General features: G+C 42.0%; 22 protein-coding genes, 1 pseudogene and 1 riboswitch. Of the genes and pseudogenes, 22 read left to right on the forward strand and 1 reads right to left on the reverse strand.

Annotated elements, in window-relative coordinates; all coding sequences use genetic code 11:
• Positions 1-5: 5 nt before the first annotated feature.
• The 10 genes from LLY41_RS05490 (at position 6) to LLY41_RS05535 (ending at position 12,859) form a co-directional block, all read left to right on the forward strand.
• On the forward strand, positions 6-2,363 hold the full coding sequence (locus tag LLY41_RS05490) for an endonuclease MutS2 (RefSeq protein ID WP_095244932.1): 2,358 nt from the start codon (positions 6-8) through the stop codon (positions 2,361-2,363).
• 64 nt (positions 2,364-2,427) lie between these two features.
• Complete coding sequence (locus LLY41_RS05495; protein WP_095244933.1) at positions 2,428-2,835, forward strand: DUF350 domain-containing protein; 408 nt, start codon at positions 2,428-2,430, stop codon at positions 2,833-2,835.
• Positions 2,836-3,185: 350 nt separating this feature from the next.
• Entirely contained in the window at positions 3,186-4,889 is a 1,704-nt protein-coding gene (locus LLY41_RS05500; RefSeq protein ID WP_304587118.1) for a long-chain-fatty-acid--CoA ligase, read from the forward strand.
• 273 nt (positions 4,890-5,162) lie between these two features.
• Positions 5,163-5,747 (forward strand): fatty acid metabolism transcriptional regulator FadR, encoded by a 585-nt coding sequence (locus LLY41_RS05505; RefSeq protein WP_076260626.1) that lies wholly within the window; start codon positions 5,163-5,165, stop codon positions 5,745-5,747.
• A 39-nt stretch (positions 5,748-5,786) separates the two neighbouring features.
• Positions 5,787-6,560 carry an enoyl-CoA hydratase gene (locus tag LLY41_RS05510; protein ID WP_095244935.1) on the forward strand — a complete coding sequence of 258 codons (774 nt, stop codon included), beginning with the start codon at positions 5,787-5,789 and terminating at the stop codon, positions 6,558-6,560.
• Between the two features lie 264 nt (positions 6,561-6,824).
• Positions 6,825-7,598: an electron transfer flavoprotein subunit beta/FixA family protein gene (locus LLY41_RS05515; protein WP_251168405.1), complete on the forward strand. Its 774-nt coding sequence runs from the start codon at positions 6,825-6,827 to the stop codon at positions 7,596-7,598.
• Between the two features lie 41 nt (positions 7,599-7,639).
• Positions 7,640-8,617, forward strand: coding sequence for an electron transfer flavoprotein subunit alpha/FixB family protein (locus tag LLY41_RS05520; protein ID WP_095244937.1), 978 nt, complete (start codon positions 7,640-7,642; stop codon positions 8,615-8,617).
• Positions 8,618-8,788: 171 nt separating this feature from the next.
• The gene (trxA, locus tag LLY41_RS05525) at positions 8,789-9,103 is read left to right on the forward strand and encodes a thioredoxin (RefSeq protein WP_035330252.1); all 315 of its coding nucleotides are present in this window, start codon (positions 8,789-8,791) and stop codon (positions 9,101-9,103) included.
• 239 nt (positions 9,104-9,342) lie between these two features.
• Complete coding sequence (uvrC, locus tag LLY41_RS05530) at positions 9,343-11,136, forward strand: excinuclease ABC subunit UvrC (protein ID WP_304587119.1); 1,794 nt, start codon at positions 9,343-9,345, stop codon at positions 11,134-11,136.
• Between the two features lie 120 nt (positions 11,137-11,256).
• Positions 11,257-11,436: riboswitch (Lysine riboswitch) on the forward strand.
• Between the two features lie 193 nt (positions 11,437-11,629).
• Positions 11,630-12,859: an aspartate kinase gene (locus tag LLY41_RS05535; RefSeq protein ID WP_095244939.1), complete on the forward strand. Its 1,230-nt coding sequence runs from the start codon at positions 11,630-11,632 to the stop codon at positions 12,857-12,859.
• A 63-nt stretch (positions 12,860-12,922) separates the two neighbouring features.
• Here LLY41_RS05535 and LLY41_RS05540 read toward each other — a convergent pair whose 3' ends face one another.
• Positions 12,923-13,372 carry a YslB family protein gene (locus LLY41_RS05540; protein WP_304587120.1) on the reverse strand — a complete coding sequence of 150 codons (450 nt, stop codon included), beginning with the start codon at positions 13,370-13,372 and terminating at the stop codon, positions 12,923-12,925.
• A 348-nt stretch (positions 13,373-13,720) separates the two neighbouring features.
• Between LLY41_RS05540 and LLY41_RS05545 the strand changes: the two genes are divergently transcribed.
• The 12 genes and pseudogenes from LLY41_RS05545 to LLY41_RS05600 all read left to right on the forward strand — a co-directional run bounded on the left by LLY41_RS05545 (position 13,721) and on the right by LLY41_RS05600 (position 25,313).
• Positions 13,721-14,329: a succinate dehydrogenase cytochrome b558 subunit gene (locus tag LLY41_RS05545; protein ID WP_076263475.1), complete on the forward strand. Its 609-nt coding sequence runs from the start codon at positions 13,721-13,723 to the stop codon at positions 14,327-14,329.
• A 185-nt stretch (positions 14,330-14,514) separates the two neighbouring features.
• Positions 14,515-16,276, forward strand: a pseudogene (gene sdhA / locus LLY41_RS05550) (succinate dehydrogenase flavoprotein subunit).
• Between the two features lie 3 nt (positions 16,277-16,279).
• Complete coding sequence (gene sdhB, locus LLY41_RS05555) at positions 16,280-17,047, forward strand: succinate dehydrogenase iron-sulfur subunit (protein WP_095244942.1); 768 nt, start codon at positions 16,280-16,282, stop codon at positions 17,045-17,047.
• Positions 17,048-17,498: 451 nt separating this feature from the next.
• Positions 17,499-17,963: an acyl-CoA thioesterase gene (locus tag LLY41_RS05560; protein WP_095244943.1), complete on the forward strand. Its 465-nt coding sequence runs from the start codon at positions 17,499-17,501 to the stop codon at positions 17,961-17,963.
• Between the two features lie 147 nt (positions 17,964-18,110).
• The gene (locus tag LLY41_RS05565; protein ID WP_009333184.1) at positions 18,111-18,335 is read left to right on the forward strand and encodes a helix-turn-helix domain-containing protein; all 225 of its coding nucleotides are present in this window, start codon (positions 18,111-18,113) and stop codon (positions 18,333-18,335) included.
• Between the two features lie 159 nt (positions 18,336-18,494).
• The gene (locus tag LLY41_RS05570; RefSeq protein WP_035330244.1) at positions 18,495-18,953 is read left to right on the forward strand and encodes a MarR family winged helix-turn-helix transcriptional regulator; all 459 of its coding nucleotides are present in this window, start codon (positions 18,495-18,497) and stop codon (positions 18,951-18,953) included.
• Between the two features lie 10 nt (positions 18,954-18,963).
• On the forward strand, positions 18,964-19,758 hold the full coding sequence (gene racE / locus LLY41_RS05575; RefSeq protein WP_304587121.1) for a glutamate racemase: 795 nt from the start codon (positions 18,964-18,966) through the stop codon (positions 19,756-19,758).
• A 139-nt stretch (positions 19,759-19,897) separates the two neighbouring features.
• Entirely contained in the window at positions 19,898-22,039 is a 2,142-nt protein-coding gene (gene recQ / locus LLY41_RS05580; RefSeq protein WP_304588012.1) for a DNA helicase RecQ, read from the forward strand.
• Between the two features lie 160 nt (positions 22,040-22,199).
• Complete coding sequence (locus LLY41_RS05585; protein WP_095244946.1) at positions 22,200-23,267, forward strand: GerMN domain-containing protein; 1,068 nt, start codon at positions 22,200-22,202, stop codon at positions 23,265-23,267.
• 147 nt (positions 23,268-23,414) lie between these two features.
• Positions 23,415-24,185: a ribonuclease PH gene (gene rph / locus LLY41_RS05590; protein WP_095244947.1), complete on the forward strand. Its 771-nt coding sequence runs from the start codon at positions 23,415-23,417 to the stop codon at positions 24,183-24,185.
• 1 nt (position 24,186) lies between these two features.
• On the forward strand, positions 24,187-24,798 hold the full coding sequence (locus LLY41_RS05595; RefSeq protein ID WP_095244948.1) for an XTP/dITP diphosphatase: 612 nt from the start codon (positions 24,187-24,189) through the stop codon (positions 24,796-24,798).
• A complete protein-coding gene (locus LLY41_RS05600) occupies positions 24,795-25,313 on the forward strand; it encodes a metallophosphoesterase family protein (RefSeq protein WP_304587122.1) in 519 nt (172 codons plus the stop codon). Before LLY41_RS05595 ends, LLY41_RS05600 begins: the two co-directional genes overlap by 4 nt.
• Positions 25,314-25,399: the final 86 nt, after the last annotated feature.

Here is a 25,399-nt window from a genome sequence, read left to right on the forward strand (position 1 = left end):
TCCTCATGCAAGAAAGAGTATTGAAGATACTTGAGTTCAATAAAGTGAAGGAACAGCTGCTGGAACATGTTTCTTCGTCCTTGGGAAGAAAAAAGGCCTTAAATATTCTTCCTTCAACTGACTATGAAGAAGTAATCCGCAGGCAGGAAGAAACAGATGAAGCGGTAACAGTGCTTAGAATTAAAGGGAATGTACCGCTTGGGGGCATTTTTGACATACGACCTCATGTGAAGCGGGCGGTTATTGGCGGAATGCTTAGTCCCCAGGAACTTAACCAGATATCCAGCACGATTCATGCAAGCCGGCAAATGAAACGGTTCATCGAGGAATTTGCCGAGGAAGAAAGCAGCCTGCCGATCCTATTGGGATATACAGATAAAATTATTGTTCTGGCGGATTTGGAAACATCTATCCGTAATGCGGTCGATGACAATGGGGAAGTACTTGACAGTGCGAGCGAGACTCTTCGTTCCCTTCGAAATCAGCTTCGTACAAAAGAATCGCGGGTAAGGGAGCGGCTGGAGAGCATGATTCGGTCTTCCAGCGCACAAAAAATGCTTTCCGATGCGATTATAACGATCCGAAATGACCGGTTTGTCATACCGGTTAAGCAGGAATACCGGGGCCATTATGGAGGCATAATCCATGACCAGAGTTCTTCCGGCCAGACATTATTCATTGAGCCCGCGTCCATTGTCCAGCTGAACAATGAATTACAGGGCATCAGGGTAAAAGAACAGCAGGAGATTGAACGGATTCTCATAGTGCTATCAGGACAGACTGCTGAGAATAGCAGTGAACTGGAAACCATTGTAGATGTGCTCGGAGAAGTCGATTTTACGTTTGCAAAAGCCAGATACAGTAAACGCATAAAAGCCTCCAAACCAAAAATTAATAATCAAGGGAAAATTTCATTATTCAAAGCCCGGCATCCGCTTATTCCGATTGAAGAAGTGGTGGCAAATGATATTAAGCTGGGAGATGATTATTCAACAATAGTCATAACGGGACCTAATACCGGCGGGAAAACAGTTACCTTAAAAACACTGGGGCTTTGCACATTGATGGCACAAGCCGGTCTGCAAATCCCGGCGCTTGATGGTTCTGAAACAGCGGTCTTCGGAAATGTTTATGCTGATATCGGAGATGAACAGTCAATTGAACAAAGCTTAAGTACCTTTTCTTCTCACATGGTGAATATCGTCGATATTCTTAACCAGGTTGATTTCAATAGTCTGGTTTTATTCGATGAGCTTGGTGCAGGCACAGATCCGCAGGAAGGTGCAGCTCTCGCGATTTCCATTCTTGATGAAGTATACAAGCGGGGTGCAAGAGTTATTGCCACAACTCATTACCCTGAACTGAAAGCTTATGGCTACAACAGAGAAGGAGTTATCAATGCCAGTGTAGAATTTGATATTGAAACGTTAAGCCCAACCTATAAGCTGCTGATTGGGGTTCCGGGCCGAAGCAATGCTTTTGAAATATCTAAACGGCTTGGGCTCAATGATCAAGTGATTGAGACAGCACGATCTTATATCGGAACAGATACAAATCAGGTTGAGAACATGATTGCTTCACTGGAGGAAAGCCGCAGACAGGCAGAGGCTGATATGGAAGAAGCCAATGACTTTTTAAAAAGCGCTGAAAAACTCCATAAAGATCTGCAAAAGCAAATGGCTGAATTTTATGAGCAAAAAGATGCTATGCATGAGAAGGCTGCAGAAAAAGCAGGCGATATCGTTGAGAAAGCCAAGGCTGAAGCAGAAGAGATTATCCGTGATTTAAGAAAGATGCGGATGGAGAAACATGCTGAGGTGAAGGAACACGAGCTGATAGAAGCAAAGAAACGCCTGTCCGATGCTGCGCCCCAGATGAGCACAGCCAAAAATAAACTAAAGCCAAAGAATACTAAGCATGTTTTTGAAGCAGGCGATGAGGTTAAAGTTCTGAGTTTTGGGCAAAAAGGGCATCTGCTTGAAAAGGTGTCTGAAAATGAATGGCAGGTTCAGATTGGTATCCTGAAAATGAAAGTGGCCGAAAAGGATCTGGAGTACATTAAAAGCCCAAAACCTGTGGAAACAAAACCAGTGGCAACGGTGAAAGGAAGAGATTTTCACGTCAGCCTTGAGCTTGATTTACGGGGCGAGCGCTATGAAAACGCGCTCTTAAGAGTCGAGAAATATTTAGATGATGCCCTGCTGGCTGGATATCCCCGTGTCTCCATCATTCATGGTAAAGGGACCGGTGCATTGAGGCAGGGTGTTCAGGAATATCTGAGAAATCACAGATCTGTAAAGAAAATCAGGTTTGGTGAAGCTGGAGAAGGCGGTACAGGGGTTACAATCGTTGAATTCAAATAAGCTTCCCTTCCCCTTATGATTATTCAAAGGGGAAGGGGATGTAATACCGGCGGGGAGAATATAAATGAAAGAATTTTGGGAAAATGAGTTTATCCAGACAGCTGCTTATTACAGTGTTGTCATTTTGTGTATGATTGTTTTTTTAGCCGTTTTTGAATTAGTCACCAAGTATCGCAATTGGGACGAAATAAAAAACGGGAATCTTGCTGTAGCGATGGCGACCGGCGGGAAAATTTTTGGGATCGCCAATATCTTCAGGCACTCCATTATGCATAATGATACCTTGCTGACAATGATTACCTGGGGGGTTTTTGGCTTCTTTCTTTTGTTAATAGGCTATTTCATATTTGAGTTTTTAACACCAAAGTTTAGAATAGACGAAGAAATTGAGAATAATAACAAAGCTGTCGGCTTTATTTCCATGGTGCTGTCAATCGGTTTGTCTTATGTCATTGGTGCAGGTTTATTATAAGGAGAGAATTAACATTGGAAAAGTTAGCAAAGGTTCTGCTGGTTCTTAGCGGAGTATTTGTTCTTATTGGGGCCATTTATATATTTTTCATTGCATAATATTTTTGTAAAATAGGGAAATGAGGAAATCGCCAATTCATATGGCGATTTTTTTTACTTTAATCATTTGAAGAATATTACAGATAGAGTGGACAGCCTATATGAAAATTTCTTCCTGAGTGCAAGGTCTTATTCTAATTGTCATAGATCCAGCATTATATTATAATAAGAAAGAACAGTTGGAATGTTCAAAAAGTTCAGAAGGAGTACATCGCTTTTCTGAAACTTTAGCAAGAATGAAGGAGGGACAAAATGGTAGAAGCAAAACCATGGCTTAAGCAATACCCGGAAGAAATCCCCTCAACTTTGTCATATCCAAAACAGCCGGTACAGGATTATTTGAAAAATGCTGCAGAAGAATTTCCGGAAAAAATAGCAATCCACTTTATGGGGAAGGAATTCACATATAAATATATCTACGAATCTTCCCTGAAGCTCGCTGCATATTTGCAGAGCCTTGGAATTGAAAAGGGAGACCGGGTAGCGATCATGCTTCCGAATACTCCTCAGTCCGTTATCAGCTATTATGGAATTCTGATGGCTGGCGGGATTGTTGTCCAGACAAATCCGCTGTACATGGAACGTGAATTGGAATACCAAATGAAAGACTCAGGAGCAAAAGCGATCATTACAATGGATATCTTATTTCCCAGAGTGACCAAAGTGATGCCGCATACAGAATTGAAGCATATAATTGTAACGGCAATCAAAGATGCACTTCCATTCCCTAAAAATTTAATATATCCTTTTATCCAGAAAAAACAATATGGAATCGTTGTTAATGTAAAACATGAAGGTCATAATCATTTGCTGACAGAAATATTAAAAAGACCGGCAGAGCCACTTAGAATCCATAAATTTGATTTTGAAGAAGATTTGGCATTATTGCAGTACACAGGCGGCACGACCGGTTTCCCTAAGGGTGTCATGCTATCTCACAGCAACCTTGTATCCAATACAGCGATGTGCAAGGCCTGGCTTTATAAGTGCAGGCGCGGCGAGGAGACGGTGCTTGGCATACTTCCATTCTTTCACGTGTATGGAATGACAACAGTCATGATTTTATCTGTAATGGATGCGCATAAAATGGTCCTCCTTCCTAAGTTTGATCCCGAAACTACCCTGAAAACCATTCATAAACAAAGGCCGACCTTATTTCCTGGAGCACCTACTATTTACATTGGGTTATTGAACCATCCGGATATAAAAAAATATGATCTATCTTCTATAGACTCCTGCATTAGCGGATCTGCTGCCCTGCCGGTTGAAGTCCAGCAGAAATTTGAAGAAATAACAGGAGGCAAGCTTGTAGAGGGCTACGGTCTGACTGAATCATCACCTGTTACTCATGCGAACTTCTTATGGGACCGCCCCCGTGTCAAAGGCAGTATAGGTGTCCCATGGCCTGATACAGATGCAGCAATTTTCTCACTGGAGACAGGAGAAGCACTTCCGGCAGGAGAAGTTGGCGAAATTGCGGTTAAAGGACCTCAGGTAATGAAAGGCTATTGGAACCGACCCGAAGAAACGGAGCAAAGCTTAAGAGATGGCTGGCTGCTCACAGGTGACCTTGGCTATATGGATGAGAAGGGATATTTCTATGTAGTGGACAGGAAAAAGGATATGATTATTGCAGGAGGATTCAATATTTACCCGCGTGAAATAGAAGAGGTACTATATGAGCATCCAGCAGTACAGGAAGTGGTTGCTGCCGGAATACCGGATCCGTATCGAGGAGAAACAGTAAAAGCTTATATTGTGCTGAAGGATGGAAAAGAGGCAACGGAAGATGAACTGGATCAGTTTGCAAGAAAGCATCTGGCAGCTTATAAGGTTCCACGGCTATATGAATTCCGCAGTGAGCTTCCTAAAACAGCAGTTGGAAAAATACTGAGAAGGGCGTTAGTGGATGAAGAAAAGAAGAAATTTAAAGAAGAAGAGGAAAAACGGGCTTAGCTTCAGAGACCGATTTTCAATCGGCTCTTTATTTTTGAATCAATAAGCTTGTCCAGATATAAAGCAAATGTAATAATAGAATATATTTAAAGGGAAATTCTTGACACAAACGAATTGTCCTACTATTATAAAAATATGAATGATGATTCATTCATTTTAGTTTAAAAATAATAAACCAAGTGGACAGGCTGACCCCGGCAGCAGGAAAGGAATTTTCCCGCACTGCTGCCTGTTAGAATCAATGCACCGTTTATTCTGAAAGGAGGGACCAACATGAAAAAAACAAAGCCTAAATACCGGCAGATTATTGATGCAGCTGTAGTCGTGATTGCTGAAAATGGCTATCACCAGGCTCAGGTATCAAAGATTGCCAAACAGGCTGGTGTCGCTGATGGCACGATCTACTTATATTTTAAAAACAAAGAAGATATATTAATATCCCTCTTTCAGGATAAAATGGGCTACTTTGTTGAGAAAATTGAGGAAAAAATAGCAGGAAAAGAGAAAGCTGCAGAGAAACTATTAATGATGGTAGAATCGCACTTTAAAATGCTCTCGGAAGACAAGCACCTGGCAATTGTAACCCAGCTCGAGCTGAGGCAGTCCAATAAAGACCTTCGCCACAAAATTAATGAGGTGCTCAAGGGCTACCTCACTTTAGTGGAAAGAATTCTTGATGACGGCAGGGAGAACGGTGAGTTTTCAGCAGACCTGGATATCAGGCTGGCGCGTCAGATGATTTTTGGCACCATGGACGAAACCGTGACCACATGGGTAATGAATGAGCAGAAATATGATCTTACGGCATTGGCAGGACCTGTTCATAAACTTTTAATCAGCGGGTGTGGAAAACCTTGAGAATGTTATAGTGCTCAATAATATAGTAGGAGGGATACGATGGAATACCTTAAATGGTCCCATAGCGACTTCGTAGCGACGATTACAATTGAACGTCCGCCTGCGAATGCTCTTTCATCAGGTGTATTGAAAGAGCTTTCAGCTGTCCTGGATGAAGTTGAAGATAATAGTGAAGTTAGAGTTATTCTAATTCACGGAGAAGGCAGATTCTTTTCAGCTGGAGCTGATATAAAAGAATTTACAACTATTGAAAGCGGAGAGGATTTTTCAAACTTAGCGACCTATGGACAGGATCTCTTTGAGCGGATGGAAAAGTTCCCTAAGCCAATTATAGCAGCCATTCATGGGGCAGCACTTGGCGGCGGCCTGGAGCTTGCGATGGGCTGTCACTTCCGTCTTGTAGCTGAAAACGCAAAGCTCGGCCTTCCGGAGCTTCAGCTTGGATTGATTCCCGGTTTTGCCGGAACTCAGCGGCTTCCCCGCTATGTAGGAACTGCTCGTGCAGCTGAAATGCTGTTCACAAGCGACCCGATCACCGGGCTTGAAGCAGTTCAATACGGTTTGGCTAACCATGCCTTTCCTGAGGAGCAGCTTTTGGAAAATGCCTATAAAATGGCAAAGAAAATTGCCAAGAAGAGCCCAGGCTCCATCAAGGCGGCTATTGAGCTATTAAACTTTGGAAAAACCGGTCAATTCTACGAGGGTGTAAAGAAAGAAGCAGAATTGTTTGGAAAAGTATTTGTATCTGAAGATGGGAAGGAAGGCATATCTGCATTTATTAATAAGCGGGAGCCAAACTTCACCGGAAAATAGCAATTAAAAGAATTGAGCTGAAAGATTACATTCATCTTAATAATCTATTATAATAGACATGTAAGCGGTTAATTTAATCTTCAGAAGATTCATTGGTTAAGTTATGGTCTGTGAGCGAGCGCCCGCTCAATTTTAAAATAAGCGGGCAGTTCGAAACAGATCAACCTTTCTGTACGCGTTAAATATTTTCAATCTTTCGAAGTGAAGAAATGTTTTATTAATGGCTTTGTACTATGACAAGGCTTAATTACTAGGAGGGAAATCATGAACATCTACGTATTAATGAAGAGAACATTTGATACTGAAGAAAAAATTACAATCTCCGGCGGTAAAATCAATGAAGATGGCGCTGAATTTATCATTAATCCCTATGATGAATATGCAATTGAAGAAGCAATCCAGGTTCGTGATGCGAATGGCGGAGAAGTAACAGTTGTTTCTGTGGGAACAGAAGAAGCTGAAAAGCAGCTCCGTACCGCTCTTGCGATGGGTGCTGATAAAGCTGTTTTAATCAATACAGAAGATGACGTTGAGAATGGGGATCAGTTCACAACGGCAAAAATCTTATCCGAATTCCTGAAAGACAAAGATGCTGACTTAATCATTGCTGGGAATGTAGCAATTGATGGAGGTTCCGGACAGGTTGGACCGCGTGTAGCAGAAATTTTAGGGATTTCTTATGTAACAACTATTACTAAGCTTGATATTAATGGCAGCTCTGCCACAGTAGTACGTGATGTTGAGGGGGATTCAGAAGTAATTGAGACATCTCTTCCATTATTGGTCACTGCCCAGCAGGGTCTGAATGAGCCTCGCTATCCATCCTTGCCAGGAATTATGAAGGCGAAAAAGAAGCCTCTTGATGAGCTTGAGCTTGACGATCTTGATCTTGATGAGGACGATGTTGAAGCTAAGACAAAGACAATTGAAATCTATATGCCGCCTAAAAAAGAAGCAGGTAAAGTTCTTGAAGGCGAATTGGAAGATCAAGTTAAGGAACTGGTGAAACTTCTTCATACTGAAGCTAAAGTTGTCTGATCATCAATTACTGATTAATAATAACGCAGGGGGTAAAACATATGGCTAGAAAAGTATTAGTGTTAGGTGAAGTCCGTGACGGTTCATTGCGTAATGTATCCTTCGAAGCTGTTGCAGCCGGTAAGACTGCATCAGAAGGCGGAGAAGTTGTAGGAGTTTTAATTGGTGATTCTGTAAGCGCTTTAGCGAGTGGAATGATTCACTATGGTGCTGACCGTGTTGTAACTGTTGAAGATGAGAAGCTGAAGCAGTATACGCCAGATGGTTTTTCACAGGCTTTAATGGCTGTGATTGATTCTGAAAGTCCGGATGGCCTTATTTTTGGGCATACAGCAATGGGGAAAGATCTTGCTCCTAAAATTGCAGCCAAGCTTGAGTCGGGTTTAATCTCTGACGTAACAAGCCTTGAAGAAGCAGGCGGCAATCTGGTCTTCACACGCCCGATTTATTCAGGAAAAGCTTTTGAAAAGAAGATTGTGACAGATGGCCTCCTTTTTGCCACCATCCGTCCAAATAACATAGCTCCTTTGGAGAAAGATGAATCAAGATCAGGAGATGTTGCTTCTGTTGCTGCAGAGATCAAGGATCTTCGCACAATCATTAAGGAAGTTGTCCGCAAAGCGAGTGAAGGCGTTGACTTATCCGAAGCTAAGGTTATTATTGCCGGCGGCCGCGGTGTTAAGAGCGAGGAAGGCTTTGAGCCATTAAAAGAGCTTGCTTCTGTTTTAAATGGAGCTGTAGGTGCCTCACGTGGAGCCTGTGATGCTGATTATTGCGATTATTCACTGCAAATTGGACAGACGGGTAAAGTGGTAACACCAGATCTGTATATTGCATGTGGTATTTCCGGAGCTATTCAGCACTTAGCCGGGATGTCCAACTCCAAAGTAATCGTCGCGATCAACAAAGATCCGGAAGCCAATATCTTTAAGGTAGCTGATTACGGTATTGTCGGAGATCTGTTTGAGGTTGTTCCTCTGTTAACAGAAGAGTTCAAAAAGCTTAAAGTAAACGCATAAAGTACAAATGGGCGGCAGATGGCCGCCCATTATACATAAAGCCCATAAGAAAGAAAGAGAATAATCTGCTTTACATAGGGTAAATTACGATCGAGCAGATTATTCGCAACATAGTATAAACGATGATATACTGTCGTTAGTATTTGAGTTAAATTTTAGGAGGCATAACAAATGGCTATTACACACGCAACTGACCAAAATTTCACTGCTGAAACTGGTTCGGGATTAGTATTGGCAGATTTCTGGGCTCCATGGTGCGGCCCTTGTAAAATGATCGCTCCTGTATTAGAAGAACTTGATTCTGAAATGGGCGATAAAGTCAAAATCGTAAAAATCGATGTTGACGAAAACCAGGAAACAGCCGGCAAGTTTGGCGTAATGAGCATCCCAACTTTGATCGTACTAAAAGACGGTGAAGTAGTGGATAAAGCGGTTGGCTTCCAGCCGAAAGAAGCTCTTGCTGAATTACTTTCAAAGCATGCTTAATCTATAAGAAATTTCCCGGTGTCCCATGCGGACATCGGGATTTTTTTATCATGTGTGTTTAGCAGTTATGCTGCATGTTCCCCAGCTGATATAATAGGATAAGAATCAAGTGTCACCTGCAATTTAAGAACTTACTAATGCAAACTAAGCCTTATGACCTGCTTGCATTCCAACATTGTCATGCCAAACTATTAAATATATTGAACTCCAATAAGTTTTAATCGGGGAGGTGGAGTGCCATGAATGAAACGATAAAAAATAAACTGATGCTGTTGCCTGCGCAGCCAGGCTGTTATTTAATGAAGGACAGGCAGGGGACCATTATCTATGTGGGGAAAGCCAAAATTCTCAGAAATCGGGTCAGATCCTATTTTACAGGCTCACATGACGGAAAAACATTAAGACTTGTTAATGAAATTGTGGACTTTGAGTACATTGTCACATCTTCAGACATGGAAGCATTGATCCTTGAGATGAATCTGATCAAGAAGTATGATCCCAAATATAATGTAATGCTGAAGGACGATAAAAGCTACCCATTTATCAAATTGACGGCCGAACGCCATCCCCGTCTGATTACAACGAGAAAAGTAAAGAAAGACAGGGGAAAATACTTTGGCCCTTATCCCAATGTGCAGGCTGCCAATGAAACCAAAAAGCTGCTCGACCGTATTTATCCTCTCCGCAAATGTTCAACTCTTCCGGACAGAGTTTGCCTTTATTATCACTTAGGCCAATGTCTTGCACCGTGCGTAAAGGAAGTAAGTGAAGAACAATATAAGCAAATGACAGATGAAATTGCGAGATTCTTAAACGGCGGATACAAAGAGATTAAAAAAGACCTAACTGCCAAAATGACTGCCGCTGCCGAAGAATTGGACTTTGAACGAGCAACAGAGCTCAGAGATAAAATTGCCCATATAGATGCAACGATGGAAAAGCAAAAGATGACAATGACAGATTTTACAGATCGGGATGTATTTGGGTATGCGGTTGATAAAGGGTGGATGTGTGTCCAGGTCTTCTTCATCAGGCAGGGCAAGCTCATCGAACGGGATGTATCAATGTTCCCGATTTATGATGAGCCGGAAGAAGAAATTTTAACGTTCCTCGGCCAGTTTTATACTAAAGCAAATCACTTTAAACCCCGTGAAATATTGGCACCCGATTCCGTTGATACAGTCATGGCAGAACAGCTTCTTGATGTGAAAGTGCTAAAGCCGCAGCGCGGGCAAAAAAAGGACCTGGTGAAGCTTGCTTATAAAAATGCAAAAATTGCTCTCCAGGAGAAGTTCTCTTTAATAGAACGTGATGAAGAACGGACTATTAAAGCTGTTGAAAATCTGGGTGATCAGCTTGGAATTTATACTCCTCACCGGATTGAAGCGTTTGATAATTCAAATATCCAGGGGACGGACCCTGTTTCTGCCATGATCGTCTTCATTGATGGCAAACCGGAGAAAAGAGAGTATCGAAAATATAAAATAAAGTCCGTCCAAGGTCCTGATGATTATGAATCCATGAGAGAAGTCGTCCGCCGCAGATATACAAGAGTACTGAAAGAAGAATTGCCGCTTCCTGACTTAATCTTGATTGATGGAGGAAAAGGGCATGTTGAAGCTGTACGGGATGTGCTTGAAAATGAGCTTGGTCTGGATATTCCGATTTCAGGCCTGGTGAAGGATGAGAAGCATAGAACTTCACAGCTTTTATATGGTAATCCGCTTCAAATTATTCCGCTTGCAAGGAATAGCCAGGAATTCTACCTGCTGCAGAGAATTCAGGATGAAGTTCATCGCTTTGCGATTACTTTTCACCGCCAGCTTCGCGGAAAAAGTGCCTTTCAGTCTATTCTGGATGAAATTCCGGGCATAGGTGAAAAGCGAAAGAAACAGCTGCTGAAGGCCTTTGGATCTGTTAAGAAAATGAAAGAGGCACCAATTGAGGAGTTTAGAAAAATAGGCATTCCTGCAAATGTTGCTGAGGAGTTAATGCAGAGACTTGAGGAACAAAATGGAAACTCCAAGTCTTAAATGGATATAGACAGAAAAATTCAGACATGTTATACTAATTGAAACTTTAAATCAATATCACTTTATAGCGATAAAGCGCATGTCCATATAGTTAAACTGAACTATTGGACATAATCGTTAAGTGAAGGTAGAGGTGCGAACTTCATCAGTAAAAGCTTGGAGAAGAATGAGCTTCCATGAAAAGCTTTGAAAGGGTATGTTCGCCGAAGTGGGGAAAATCTCATCATTTTTTCTGCTGGTTTTGCATTGAATAAATGCAGGATTGTCAGGACATTGCCGTCCTGGAGAGCTATCTCACTGTGTTTGCTCACTTATACATTTTGGCTGCACAGCAATGGGATAGTTAAACTATTCCATTGCTTTTTTTATTGCCCAAAAGGGGTATTTTTAGATTTAAGGCCATTGTCAAATACAGCCGAGTGGAATGTCTTGCTTCACTTACATAGGACGGCAAATCATAAAATTACGAGTTCTTTAGAAAGAAGGGAAAGCTGTGGGAATCATAGTGCAGAAATTCGGAGGCACCTCCGTGGGGACTGTAGACAGAATACAAAATGTCGCTAATCGGGTAATTGAGGAAAAAAACCGTGGAAACGATGTTGTTGTGGTTGTTTCGGCAATGGGCAAAACGACTGATCAGCTGATTGGCATGGCAAGGGAGATTTCCCCATCACCAGATAAAAGGGAAATGGATATGCTGCTTACAACCGGCGAACAGGTGACCATCTCTTTATTAGCAATGGCATTAAATGCAAAAGGACATCCCGCCGTTTCTTTTACAGGGTGGCAGGCAGGTATTAAAACAGAAGCAGTCCATGGCAATGCGAGGATAGTCAATATTGATCCAGCCTCCATTCAGGGGGAATTGAATCAGGGGAAAATTGTGATTGCAGCAGGCTTTCAGGGGATGACAGAAGATGGTTCAATAACCACGCTTGGCCGCGGCGGATCTGATACAACTGCTGTTGCACTGGCTGCAGCACTTAAAGCTGACAAATGTGATATTTATACGGATGTTACAGGTGTGTTTACAACCGATCCCCGATTTATAAAGAATGCCAGAAAGTTACATTCTGTGTCCTATGATGAAATGCTTGAGCTGGCCAATTTGGGGGCTGGAGTGCTCCATCCAAGAGCAGTTGAATTCGCTAAAAACTATGGACTTCCGCTTGAAGTGCGCTCAAGCCTTGAAAAGGAAGCCGGAACAATCATTGAGGAGGAAGTAAAAATGGAACAAAATTTAGTGGTGCGCGGTGTGGCTTTTGAAGATGACATAACAAGGGTAACAATCATTGGTCTTCCTAATTCACTGACTGGGCTGTCTACTATTTTCTCGGCGCTCGCCAAAAACCACATTAATGTCGATATCATTATTCAGAGCATGACAGAAGCCCAGACTGCTAACCTGTCCTTCTCAATTAAGAATGAAGATCTGACGGATACAGTGAAAGTTCTGGAAAAGCATAGAGATCAATTAAATTATGACCGCATTGAGTGGGAATCCGGGCTTGCAAAGGTTTCAATTGTCGGTTCAGGCATGATTTCCAATCCGGGTGTGGCTGCAGAAATGTTCGAAGTGCTTTCATCGAATGAAATTCAGGTGAAAATGGTAAGCACGTCAGAAATTAAAGTATCAGCGGTTGTGGAAAACAGTAAAATGATCGATGCTGTTGACGCTTTACATGAGGCATTCAAGCTGTCTGTTTCCGCGGTTAAGGCTTAATTTCGAAGCTATAAACAATAAGCTATCAGAAATTGATAGCTTATTGTTTATACAAATTAGATGTTACTCAGCAGGGTCCTTTTTATCCCACTTCACAGTAATAAGGATTTTGCCGGTTTTCTTGCGGGGATGTTCGAAAGCCTCACAAATAACTTCTTTTTGAAATTCAATCTGCTGGGCTATAAAACCAGCCTCGAGCTGAAATGTGCAGTTATTGTTTTTTTGCAGGCGGCCAGCAATCAGCGGGCTTGATAATACCATTTCAAGTTCATGTTTAGATTCGTTTGCGATCGAAAGGCTGCCCCAGCCGGCATTTATAAAAAATTCGCCAATCTGTCCGGCTGTTTCCAGAGGATACATGCGTGCAAGCCTTTTGCCGGCCCAATATAAAATTTCGGGTGCTTCATTTCCTAAAAGGTCATGCAAAAGAACTTCCCGGATCAGTTCATAGCCAAATACCGGTACTGACTGTATGTGATCTTCATTAGATTTCGCAGATGCTAATTCGCTCAATAGTCTCCCCTCTTTCTATGATTATATTATATACAATATGCTTGGAGAGTTAATATCAATTCGGGAAAAAATAGAACGATATGCATAGAAATAATTACTATTTCAGTATATTGGAGACCGGCAATTAGGTCATATTGAACCGCAGAATAATATATGTTTTTAACCGGCAAATATTTTTTAAAAATTTTATTAATATGGAACATTTTATGTATCCGTTTTCTTGACGCTCTATTATCTTGGGAGTAAAATGGACATGTCACATAATTGTAAGAAAATGAATAACATTTTCGAGATGATGTCCTGAGCGGGGGCTCAGCATCGTTTTTTTAAAATCAGGGGGGAAAGTTTATGGCAGGTAATCGTGAGTTTTTTAATCGCAGATTGCATTCATTGCTTGGCGTAATACCAGTTGGATTGTTTTTGGTGCAGCACCTTGTAGTGAACCATTTTGCAACAGGGGGAGAGGAATCTTTTAATAATGCAGCGCATTTTATGGAAAGTCTTCCATTTAGAATATTCCTTGAAACGTTTGTAATCTATTTACCTTTACTGTTCCACGCAATCTATGGCCTTTATATTGCTTTTACTGCGAAAAATAACACAACCAGATACGGATATTTCCGCAACTGGATGTTTATGCTTCAGCGTGTTTCAGGTGTTATTACGCTGGTTTTTGTTGCATGGCATGTATGGGAAACACGCGTACAGGCTGCCTTTGGAGCAGAAGTTAACTTTCAGATGATGGAGAATATCCTGTCGAATCCATTTATGTTCTGGTTCTATATTATTGGAGTCATTTCTGCAATTTTCCACTTTGCTAACGGGCTTTGGTCATTCCTTGTCAGCTGGGGACTTACAGTATCTCCTCGTTCACAGGTTATTTCCACTTACGTAACAATCGGAATTTTCATTGCACTATCTATTGTTGGCGTACGTGCTCTTACAGCATTTATTTAATAGACAAGAGATTATTAGACTTGATCGGATAAAAAGGGAATTGGGCAGCTGCCCGGCTCCGCATTATTGAAAGCGCATAGGCAAAATCAGCACTTTTGGCAGAATAAACGCCATCGGAAGGCCTCAAGGGGACCGGTAAGCGGGTGCTGGCGCTTTTCTTACAAGTATTAAGGGAGTGAGTCACGATGGGTAAAGGAAAAGTTATAGTTGTCGGCGGCGGACTAGCCGGTTTGATGGCGACAATTAAAGTAGCAGAATCTGGGACTCCGGTTGAATTATTTTCTCTGGTACCGGTTAAACGTTCTCACTCTGTTTGTGCCCAGGGCGGCATCAACGGAGCGGTAAATACAAAAGGGGAAGGCGATTCTCCTTGGATTCATTTTGACGATACAATTTATGGCGGGGACTTCCTGGCAAACCAGCCGCCTGTAAAAGCAATGGCAGAGGCTGCACCTGGCATCATTCATTTATTTGACCGTATGGGTGTTATGTTTAACCGTACACCTGAAGGTCTGCTGGACTTCCGACGCTTTGGCGGAACACAGCATCACCGTACTGCGTTTGCCGGTGCTACAACTGGGCAGCAGCTGCTTTATGCAATGGACGAGCAGGTCCGCCGCCATGAAGTGGCAGGATTAGTGACAAAGTATGAGGGATGGGAATTCCTGAGGGGTTGTCATTGATGATGACGGAGCTTGTAAGGGTGTCGTTGCCCAGAACCTGACTACTATGGAAATTAAGTCTTTTGCTGCAGATGCAGTTATTATGGCATCCGGCGGACCGGGAATTATTTTCGGAAAATCCACTAACTCTGTCATAAACACAGGCTCAGCGGCTTCAATTGTTTATCAGCAGGGCGCTTATTACGCTAATGGAGAATTTATTCAGATTCATCCCACCGCCATCCCTGGAGATGATAAGCTTCGCCTAATGAGTGAATCTGCACGCGGTGAAGGCGGACGAGTATGGACATATAAAGATGGCAAACCTTGGTACTTCCTTGAGGAGAAATATCCGGCTTACGGAAACCTGGTGCCTCGTGATATTGCAACACGTGAAATTTTTGACGTTTGTGTTAACCAGAAGCTTGGCATTAATGGGGAGAACATGGTATATCTTGATCTTTCCCATAAAGATCCTAAAGAGCTTGATATAAAGCTTGGCGGAATCATTGAAATCTATGAGAAATTCCAGGGTGAAGATCCTCGTAAAGTGCCAATGAAGATCTTCCCTGCTGTCCACTATTCAATGGGCGGATTATGGGTTGACTATGATCAGATGACAAATATTCCTGGCTTGTTTGCAGCTGGCGAATGCGATTATTCACAGCATGGTGCCAACCGTCTTGGTGCCAACTCACTGCTATCAGCCATTTATGGCGGTATGGTAGCTGGCCCGAATGCAGTCAAGTATATCAGCGGATTGGATAAGAGTGCAGAAGATCTGCCATCATCACTATTTGACCGCCATGTAAAACAGGAAGAAGAAAAATGGAATAATATCATGTCTCTTGATGGCACAGAGAATGCATATGTCCTTCACAAAGAGCTTGGTGAGTGGATGACAGACAATGTAACGGTTGTCCGCCATAATGACAGGCTGTTGAAAACAGATGAAAAAATTGTTGAACTTATGGAGCGCTATAAAAACATTAATATTAATGATACTGCGAAGTGGAGCAATCAGGGTGCAAGCTTTACGCGCCAGCTGCAGAATATGCTTCAACTGGCACGTGTTATTACAATTGGTGCCTATAACCGTAATGAAAGCCGCGGTGCACACTATAAGCCGGACTTCCCTGAGCGTAATGATGAAGAATTCATGAAAACAACAATGGCGAAGTTTGTTGATGCAAATTCCGCTCCTGCATTCCATTACGAGGACATTGATGTAAGCTTAATTCCACCGCGTAAGCGTGACTATTCCAAAAAGAAAGGGGAGAACTAAACCATGCAAGAAACAAAAACTAAAACAGTCCGTTTTGTAATCAGCCGCCAGGATACTCCTGATTCAGCCCCTTATCAGGAAGAGTTTGAAATTGATTACCGTCCGAACATGAACGTTATTTCAGCCCTTATGGAGATTCGCCGTAATCCGATTAACGTGAAGGGTGAAGATACTACTCCAATCACATGGGATATGAACTGCCTTGAAGAAGTCTGCGGTGCTTGTTCAATGATTATTAACGGAAAGCCGCGCCAGTCATGTACAGCACTTGTGGATCAGCTGGAACAGCCGATCCGTCTAGAGCCGATGCGCACGTTCCCTGTAGTCCGTGACCTGCAGGTCGACAGAAGCCGTATGTTTGATTCCCTGAAAAAGGTTAAAGCATGGATTCCAATCGATGGCACGTATGATTTGGGCCCTGGACCGCGTATGCCTGAGAGAAAGCGCCAATGGGCATATGAACTTTCAAAGTGCATGACATGCGGTGTTTGCCTGGAAGCATGTCCGAATGTTAATAGCAAATCTGACTTTATCGGACCGGCTCCTTTATCACAGGTTCGCTTGTTCAATGCTCACCCAACTGGTGAAATGAATAAAGCTGAACGTCTGGAGCAAATCATGGGTGATGGCGGACTTGCCAATTGCGGGAACTCTCAAAACTGCGTACAGTCCTGCCCGAAAGGCATTCCTTTAACAACATCCATTGCGGCACTTAACCGTGATACAACATTCCAGTCTTTCAAAAACTTCTTTGGAAGCGACCAGATCTAAACTTGATAAAACCCCTTTCCTTTTGGAGAGGGGTTTTTAGTCTATATTCGCATAATCTTTTATTTAGGCTGTTTTCGTAAAGTTTATGGCTTTTTTCATAGCTTAGTTTAATTTGCTGAGTTGATTGGAGCGGAGGGCACTTGATCCTCGAAAATGCTGACGCATTTCCTTCGTGCGGTGTTTATCCGAGGAAGCTTATTCAATGTCCTGCGGGAGGAGAGGGAAGTGTGAGACCCCGCAGGCGAAGCCGAGGAGGCTCGCATCCCTCCCCGCGGAAAGCAAGTGCCTGCAGCGGAAATCAACGGGCAGAATTCATAAACCAAAAACAACAATCATTGAAAAAAAAGATCCTTTATTTTACATGAGGAAAGGTTTTCAAACAATTCGAAAAACACTATAATGAAATTCAACAGAGTGAATGCTCATTCATAAAAAATTGGGAGGAACCAGCATGAAGAAATTGAGCTATATAGACGATTTTAAAAAATGGGAAGAAGAATTCATTTTTTTTCATCCAGTAAAAGTCAGATTTTCCGAAACTGATATGTTTGGACATTTGAACAATACCATTCCATTTACATACTATGAAGAAGCAAGGATAGAATTTTTCAAAAGCAATGGCTTTATGCAGGACTGGGTAAAGCATGATAGTGGAACCATACCAGTCGTAGCAGACCTCCAATGCGATTTTATCAGCCAGGTTTTCTTTGATGAAGAGATACAAATATACGTAAAAGCTGCTTCAATAGGGAATTCTTCTGTTGATCTTCATTATATGGGCAGGAAATCAGACGGTTCAGTTTGCTTCACCGGCAGGGGGACGATGGTGCAGATATCAAAGGTGACGGGCAAGGGTGTGCCTTGGACCGAAAATATGAAAGAAATGCTGAAAAGCAGGGTTAAAGTCCGAGCCTAGCGGCACAATAGCACATTTCCTGAAAATAACTTTCTCCTTTCACTAAATATAGTCACTTCGGCTGTTTTGCTGACATATGATATGGTGACTAAATATATACCCATCCCGCGGTTCATAGCTGGCGAAAGGCAAGGAGGGTTACAATACTTGAAGGAGAATGAATATACTCACAAGCCGTTACTCACCAAACGAGAAAGAGAAGTATTCGAATTGTTAGTACAAGATAAAACAACAAGGGAAATCGCTGGTGAATTGTTTATAAGTGAAAAAACGGTTCGGAACCACATTTCTAATGCCATGCAAAAGCTTGGTGTAAAGGGGCGATCACAAGCTGTTGTAGAGCTCCTTCGAATGGGAGAGCTAGAACTTTAATTTAGACCGGCTATCCTTCTGGGAGGCCGGTTATCACATTTATATAAGGAATATTTCATTATTGGATTTATTTCTGTCTTGAAATTTGTACGGAAAAAGGTGAAAATAAATGCACAAGGGCAGAAAACATCGTAAAAGCTTAAATGGGAGTGTTTATGAATGAAGCTGGAAGATCCTAAAACAAATGAAATAAATGATGTTGTAGCTGATATTGAAAAAGACTTAAGGTACATATCCGGCATTATTAAGCAAAAAGGAAGGGAAATTCTAAGTGACTTTACTATTACCCCTCCTCAGTTTGTGGCATTGCAATGGCTGTTTGAAGAAGGCGATATGACCATTGGCGAGCTGTCAAATAAAATGTATCTTGCTTGCAGCACGACAACCGATCTTGTTGACCGAATGGAGAAAAACAGCCTTGTGAAAAGAGTGAAAGACCCAAATGACCGAAGAGTAGTCCGGATTCATCTGCTTGATGAAGGAGAACGGATTATTGAAGAAGTTATTAAAAAACGCCAGGATTACCTAAAAGAGGTCCTTAAAAATTCTTCACATAATGAGGTCTTGTTCTTAAAAGATAACTTAATGAAATTACACCATGATATGCGCGGAGAATGAGGCGGTACTTTTGAAACAACCTATAGGAATAATTGACTCCGGAGTGGGGGGCTTAACGGTTGCAAAAGAAATCATGAGGCAGCTGCCAAATGAAGATATTGTATACCTCGGAGATACAGCACGATGCCCGTATGGCCCGCGGCCTGGTGAAGAGGTGAAATCCTTTACCTGGCAAATGACGGAGTTCCTGCTTAAAGAAAACATTAAAATGCTTGTTATAGCCTGTAATACAGCTACTGCTGTCGCTCTGGAGGAAATACGCAGGGAACTGCCGATACCGGTTATCGGTGTCATTTTCCCAGGCGCAAGAACAGCTATTAAAGTGACGAAAAATCATATAATTGGTGTCATTGGCACAGAGGGCACCGTCAAAAGCAAGGCATATGAAAATGCGCTGATCCAGATAAACAGCAGGTCTGCCGTGCATAGTCTGGCATGCCCAAAATTCGTTCCTTTGGTAGAGAGCGGGGAGTACGAAGGCTCAGTTGCCAAAAAAATAGTGGCTGAGACGCTTCAGCCCTTAAAAGGAAAAGGAATGGATACACTCATTCTTGGATGTACTCATTATCCTTTATTAGAACCAATTATTAAGAATGTAATGGGTAAAGAGGTAAAGGTCATCAGCTCAGGTGAGGAAACAGCAAGGGAAGCCAGTACCATTCTGCACCATCATGGCCTGCTTAAAGCTGTAGATGAAAATCCGGAATATAAATTCTGTACAACTGGCTCCACGGCCATTTTTTCTAAAATTGCCTCAAAGTGGCTTGGATTGTTTGTAAATGATGTTGAAAAAATTTCGCTTTAATAATTGCAGACACCTTCTGAACCTTTTCAGAAGGTGTTTTTTAAAGAAATTTGCACGATACTTTTAGATTACTTTTTAAAAAAGCTCTGGTATCATGTAATTGAAAGAAAAACTATACTTAATTGAGTTGGTGGTCAATTTGCTGGCACAAGCCGAAAACTATTTAAAGAAATATTTTGGATATACTTCTTTCCGCCCAGGCCAACAGGAGATTATTCAAAATATCCTCTCACAAACCAATACTCTTGGAATTCTTCCAACTGGAGGCGGAAAGTCAATCTGCTTTCAAATACCCGCTCTTGTACTCCCCGGAACGGCCATTGTGATTTCTCCCTTAATTTCCCTGATGAAAGATCAAGTAGATGCCCTTAGCACTGCAGGCATCCCGGCTGCTTATATAAACAGCACATTGTCTTCTGCCGAGTATCAGCACATTGTGGCTGGAATACGCAATGAAGAATATAAGCTCGTGTATGTGGCGCCGGAACGATTTGGGTCCATTGCCTTTTTGCAATTATTAAACGATATTTCAATCAATGCGATCGTCTTTGATGAAGCCCATTGCATTTCACAGTGGGGGCATGATTTCCGCCCGAGTTATCGTTCCGTTGTCTCAGAGCTTAGCAATCTGCATCAGAAACCTGTAATTGCTGCTTTGACTGCAACAGCAACACAGGATGTCGCAGAGGACATCCGCAGGCTTCTAAACATCGGCGGGGAAAATACGTTTATAACTGGTTTCGCAAGGGACAACCTCTCCTTTCAGGTAGTGAAAGGTGTTAACAAAAGAGATTTTCTATTGCAGACCATAAACAAACATAAAAACGAAGCGGGAATCATTTATACTTCAAGCCGCAGGGAGACAGACCAGCTGTACCAGTTCTTAAAAGGCAAGAACTGCTCAGTTGCCAAATATCATGCAGGCTTAAAGGAAGAAGAACGAAAAAAAGCACAGGATGCCTTCGTATATGACGAATCAAATATTATGGTCGCAACAAATGCTTTTGGAATGGGGATTGATAAATCCAATGTCAGATATGTGATCCACTATAATCTTCCGCGGAACATTGAAGCTTATTATCAGGAAGCGGGAAGGGCAGGGAGAGATGGAGAGGATAGCATATGTTATTTGCTGTTTGCTCCTCAGGATATCCAGCTGCAGAAATTTTTGATTGAGGAGAGCAGTCTGGATCCGCGGAAAATGGAGCAGGAATACAGCAAGCTAAAGGATATGGTTAATTACTGCCACACAGAGAAATGCCTTCAATCCTATATCATTGATTATTTTGATGAGACTGCCGAACCTATCCTCTGCGGCAAATGCAGCAGCTGTCTGGATGAACGGACAAGCATCGATATTACTCAGGAAGCTTTAATGATTTTTTCGTGCATTAAGCGGATGGAAGAAAGATTTGGCGTTACTTTGACTGCACAGGTTTTGAAAGGATCAAATAATAAAAGAATCCGCGAGCTTAATTTTAATAAACTTTCCACATTTGGGCTGATGAAAAATCGCAAAGAAAAAGAGATTGCCGAGATGATCAACTATCTGCTGGCTGAGGATTATCTGATTTTAACAGATGGAAAATATCCGACCGTAAGGCTGTCAGCAAATGCAATTCCTGTCTTAAAAGGACAGAAAAAACTATCTATGAAAATTAGTGTGCCTGTATCTGTTCAGGAAGAAGATGAAAATATCGAACTTTTTGAGATCCTGAGGAAGCTCAGGAAAAAGATTGCAGATGAAGAAAATGTTCCTCCCTTTGTTGTGTTTGCCGATACCGCATTAAAAGAAATGTGCCGTTATTTTCCCGTGAGCAAAGACATGATGTTAAATATTAAAGGTGTAGGGCAAATGAAATTTGATAAGTATGGGGAATATTTTATTCAGGCAATCAAAGAATTTGCTGAAGAACATAATATTCGCCCTATGCCTGCAGCAGGTATGCCTTCAATGTCAGAGGAAATACAAGATGACCGTCCAAGCTATCAGATTTCCTTTGATTATTATAAGAATGGAAATACTATAACGGAAATAGCCAAAAAGCGAAACTTTTCCCCTATAACGATTCAGGAGCATATCTTCCGCTCGATCAAAGAAGGCAATGCGATTGACTGGTCAGATATTTTCAATGAAACGGAAGAAAAGCTTATTTTACAGGCAGCTGAAAAAACTGGAAGGGATATGCTTAAGCCAATTAAAGAAGAACTTCCGGATGAAATAGATTATTTTAAAATCAAAGCTGTCCTGGTAAAAGACGAACTGCAGAAGCAATATTGAAGCTCCTTATTGGGGCTTTTTTTCTATGTTTTTATGGCAGCCGTACATCAGATTGTCCAAATTTGTCAAAAATCTATTCACACTTTTATCCCAAAAGACGGTCTAAATTACAGATAGGCTCGTATACATGTAGTACAAACTGTCTCAGGGGGGATAATGTATGTCTATAAATAAAAAAACGTCGATAGTGTCAGCGGTGCTGGTTTCATCTGTATTATTATCAGGCTGCGGATTGTTCGGAAGCCAGGGGAAAGAAAAGGTCGATCCGCCAAAAGCAGTATCTTACACCGATGAAGGCGAAAGTGTTGCTGAAGAAACAACAGGAAAAGAAACAGCTGAAAATGAAGAGGGTGTTACGGCAAATCTTAAAACAGAGCTTTACTTGATTGATAAAAATGGGTATGTTGTTCCCCAGACAATCGATCTTCCGAAAACGAACTCAGTTGCTACACAGGCGTTGGAGTACCTGGTGGAGAACGGACCTGTTACAGAGCTTCTCCCTAATGATTTCAGAGCAGTCCTTCCGGCTGATACAAAAGTTTCTGTCAATATTAAAGATAAAGTGGCAACCGTCGATTTTTCAAAAGAATTTCAGGAATATGCTAAAGAGGATGAAAAGAAAATTCTCCAATCCGTTACCTGGACACTCACACAATTTGATTCCATTGATAAAGTTAAGCTGACATTAAACGGACATGAACTAAAAGAGATGCCAGTGAATGGAACTCCGGTCAGTTCGGCATTAACGAGAGCCAATGGAATAAACATGGATACAACGGAAGTAGTAGATATCACGAATACAAAGCCGGTGACCGTCTATTATCTGGGCGGGGATGAAGAAAACTATTATTACGTGCCCGTTACCAAGCGTGTAAGCAACGAGATGGAAAATAAAGTTGAAGCGGTTGTATCCGAATTGATTAAAGGGCCGAACTATGCTTCCAATCTGGTGACAGATTTCCTTCCGGATGTAGAGCTGCTCGAAGCTCCAAAAATTGAAGAAGGAAAAGTCACATTAAACTTCAATGAAAATGTGTTCAGCAGCTTCGAAGAGAAAATGATCTCCAAGCATTTGCTGAACGCACTTGTCCTTTCCCTAACTGAACAAAAGGGCATCGAAAGCGTGGCTGTTACTGTGGATGGCAAAGCAGAGATTGTTAATGAAGATGGGGAAAAACTATCAGAGCCTGTAACACGCCCTGAAAATGTGAATACAGGAAGTTTTTAATATATCAGATTTTGTTATACTATATAGTAACGGGAAAAAGAGGTTGGCATATAATGCCGCCTCTTCTTTGTTGGTAAAATAGGCATGCCAATATTACTGGGCAAATGCCCAGGTTCAATATAAGGAAATGAAGGGGGAAATCAGCTTATGCGCGCAGATGGACGTGAACCAAAGCAACTTAGGCCAATACATATTGAAACTGATTATTTAAAGCATCCTGAGGGCTCTGTACTCATTACGGTGGGAGACACAAAGGTGATTTGTACAGCAAGCATTGACGAAAGGGTCCCTCCTTTTATGAGAGGACAGGGGAAAGGCTGGATAACAGCTGAATATTCCATGCTTCCGAGGGCTACAGAACAGAGAAACATCAGGGAATCAGCAAAAGGAAAAATTTCAGGGAGAACAATGGAAATTCAGCGCCTGATCGGCCGTGCACTCCGCGCAGTAGTGGATCTTGATGCACTTGGCGAAAGAACGGTATGGCTTGATTGCGACGTGATACAGGCTGATGGAGGGACACGGACTGCTTCCATAACAGGAGCCTTTATTGCAATGGCGCAGGCGATGGATAAGCTTTACAGCAGCAAGAAGCTTTCAAGCTATCCAATCAATGATTTCCTTGCTGCCACAAGCGTGGGGATTCTTACTGATAAGCAGGCTGTTGTGGATTTGAATTATATTGAAGATTCCTCTGCTGAAGTGGATATGAATGTCGTCATGACCGGCAGCGGGGAATTTGTAGAGCTTCAGGGAACTGGAGAAGAAGCGACTTTTTCTTATGCGCAGCTGCAGGAAATGCTTAGTGCCGCACAGGGAGGGATATCAGAGCTGCTTGAACTTCAGAAATCGGCACTGGGAGAGAATATCTCAGGAAGCATTCAAAGCAAAAAAGAAAAGCTTGCGGGGAGGATATAGTATGCAGGAAGTCATAATTGCAACTAAAAATGCAGGCAAAGCGAGAGAATTTGAGCGGATGTTCAAGCCTCTTGGCTATCAAGTAAAAACCCTGCTGGATTATCCGGATTTTCAGGATGTTGAGGAGACAGGCAGCACGTTTGAAGAGAATGCCATTCTTAAAGCGGAAGCCGTGTCTAAAGCTTTTGGAAGAATGGTCATTGCCGATGATTCAGGCTTGATCATTGATGCGCTTGGAGGGAAGCCGGGCATCTATTCCGCCCGCTATGCAGGCGAGGAAAAAAATGATCAGAAAAATATGGACAAAGTTCTCGGTGAGCTCGAAGGCGTTCCGGATCATAAACGGCGGTCACGGTTCTATTGCGCTCTTGCCATCGCTGCTCCCGGTAAAACGACTGAAACCGTTGCAGGAACTTGTGAAGGGCATATTTTAAGAGAAAGAAGAGGGACTTATGGATTTGGCTATGATCCTATTTTCTTTGCAGAAGAAAAAAACAAAGCAATGGCTGAATTAATGCCTGAGGAAAAAAGCCAGATCAGTCACAGAGCGAATGCTCTCCAAAAACTTGAGGATCTGCTGCCTTCTTTCGTGGCAGGAGCTGAAAACTCATGAAAGTTCTGATTGTCAGCGATAGCCATGGATTAACTTCTGAACTCAGCCAAATTCGTGATACACATCCTGATATGGATCTAATGATTCACTGCGGAGATTCGGAGCTTCAAGCAGGTGATGAATCACTAAAGGGCTACGCTGCAGTAAGAGGAAATTGTGACTTTAACGCAGACTTTCCGGAGGACAGAATAGAAGAGGCTGGAGGATTCCGCTTTTTCGTCACACACGGTCATAAATATTCCGTTAAGTCCACATTAATGAATCTGTCATACAGGGCGCGTGAATTGAAGGCAGATATCGTATGTTTTGGCCATTCACATAGTCTGGGAGCTGAAATGTCTGAGGGGATATTATTTATCAATCCTGGAAGCATAAGGCTTCCAAGAGGAAGAAACGAAAAGACATATATCATACTGGAAAAACGGGGAAAAGATGTTACACTGGATGTGTATGACGTTTCCAATGGGAAAATTCCTGATCTGACACAAAAATTTTCTCTGGTAAAAAGCGATTAATTTGAATATAATAACTGAGGGAAGCCAGTCTTCCCTCAATAATAATAAAAAAAAATTTACAAAGTGTTGACTTCTTAACATTTGTT

Source organism: Cytobacillus firmus, assembly GCF_023612095.1.
Lineage (GTDB): Bacteria > Bacillota > Bacilli > Bacillales > Cytobacillaceae > Cytobacillus.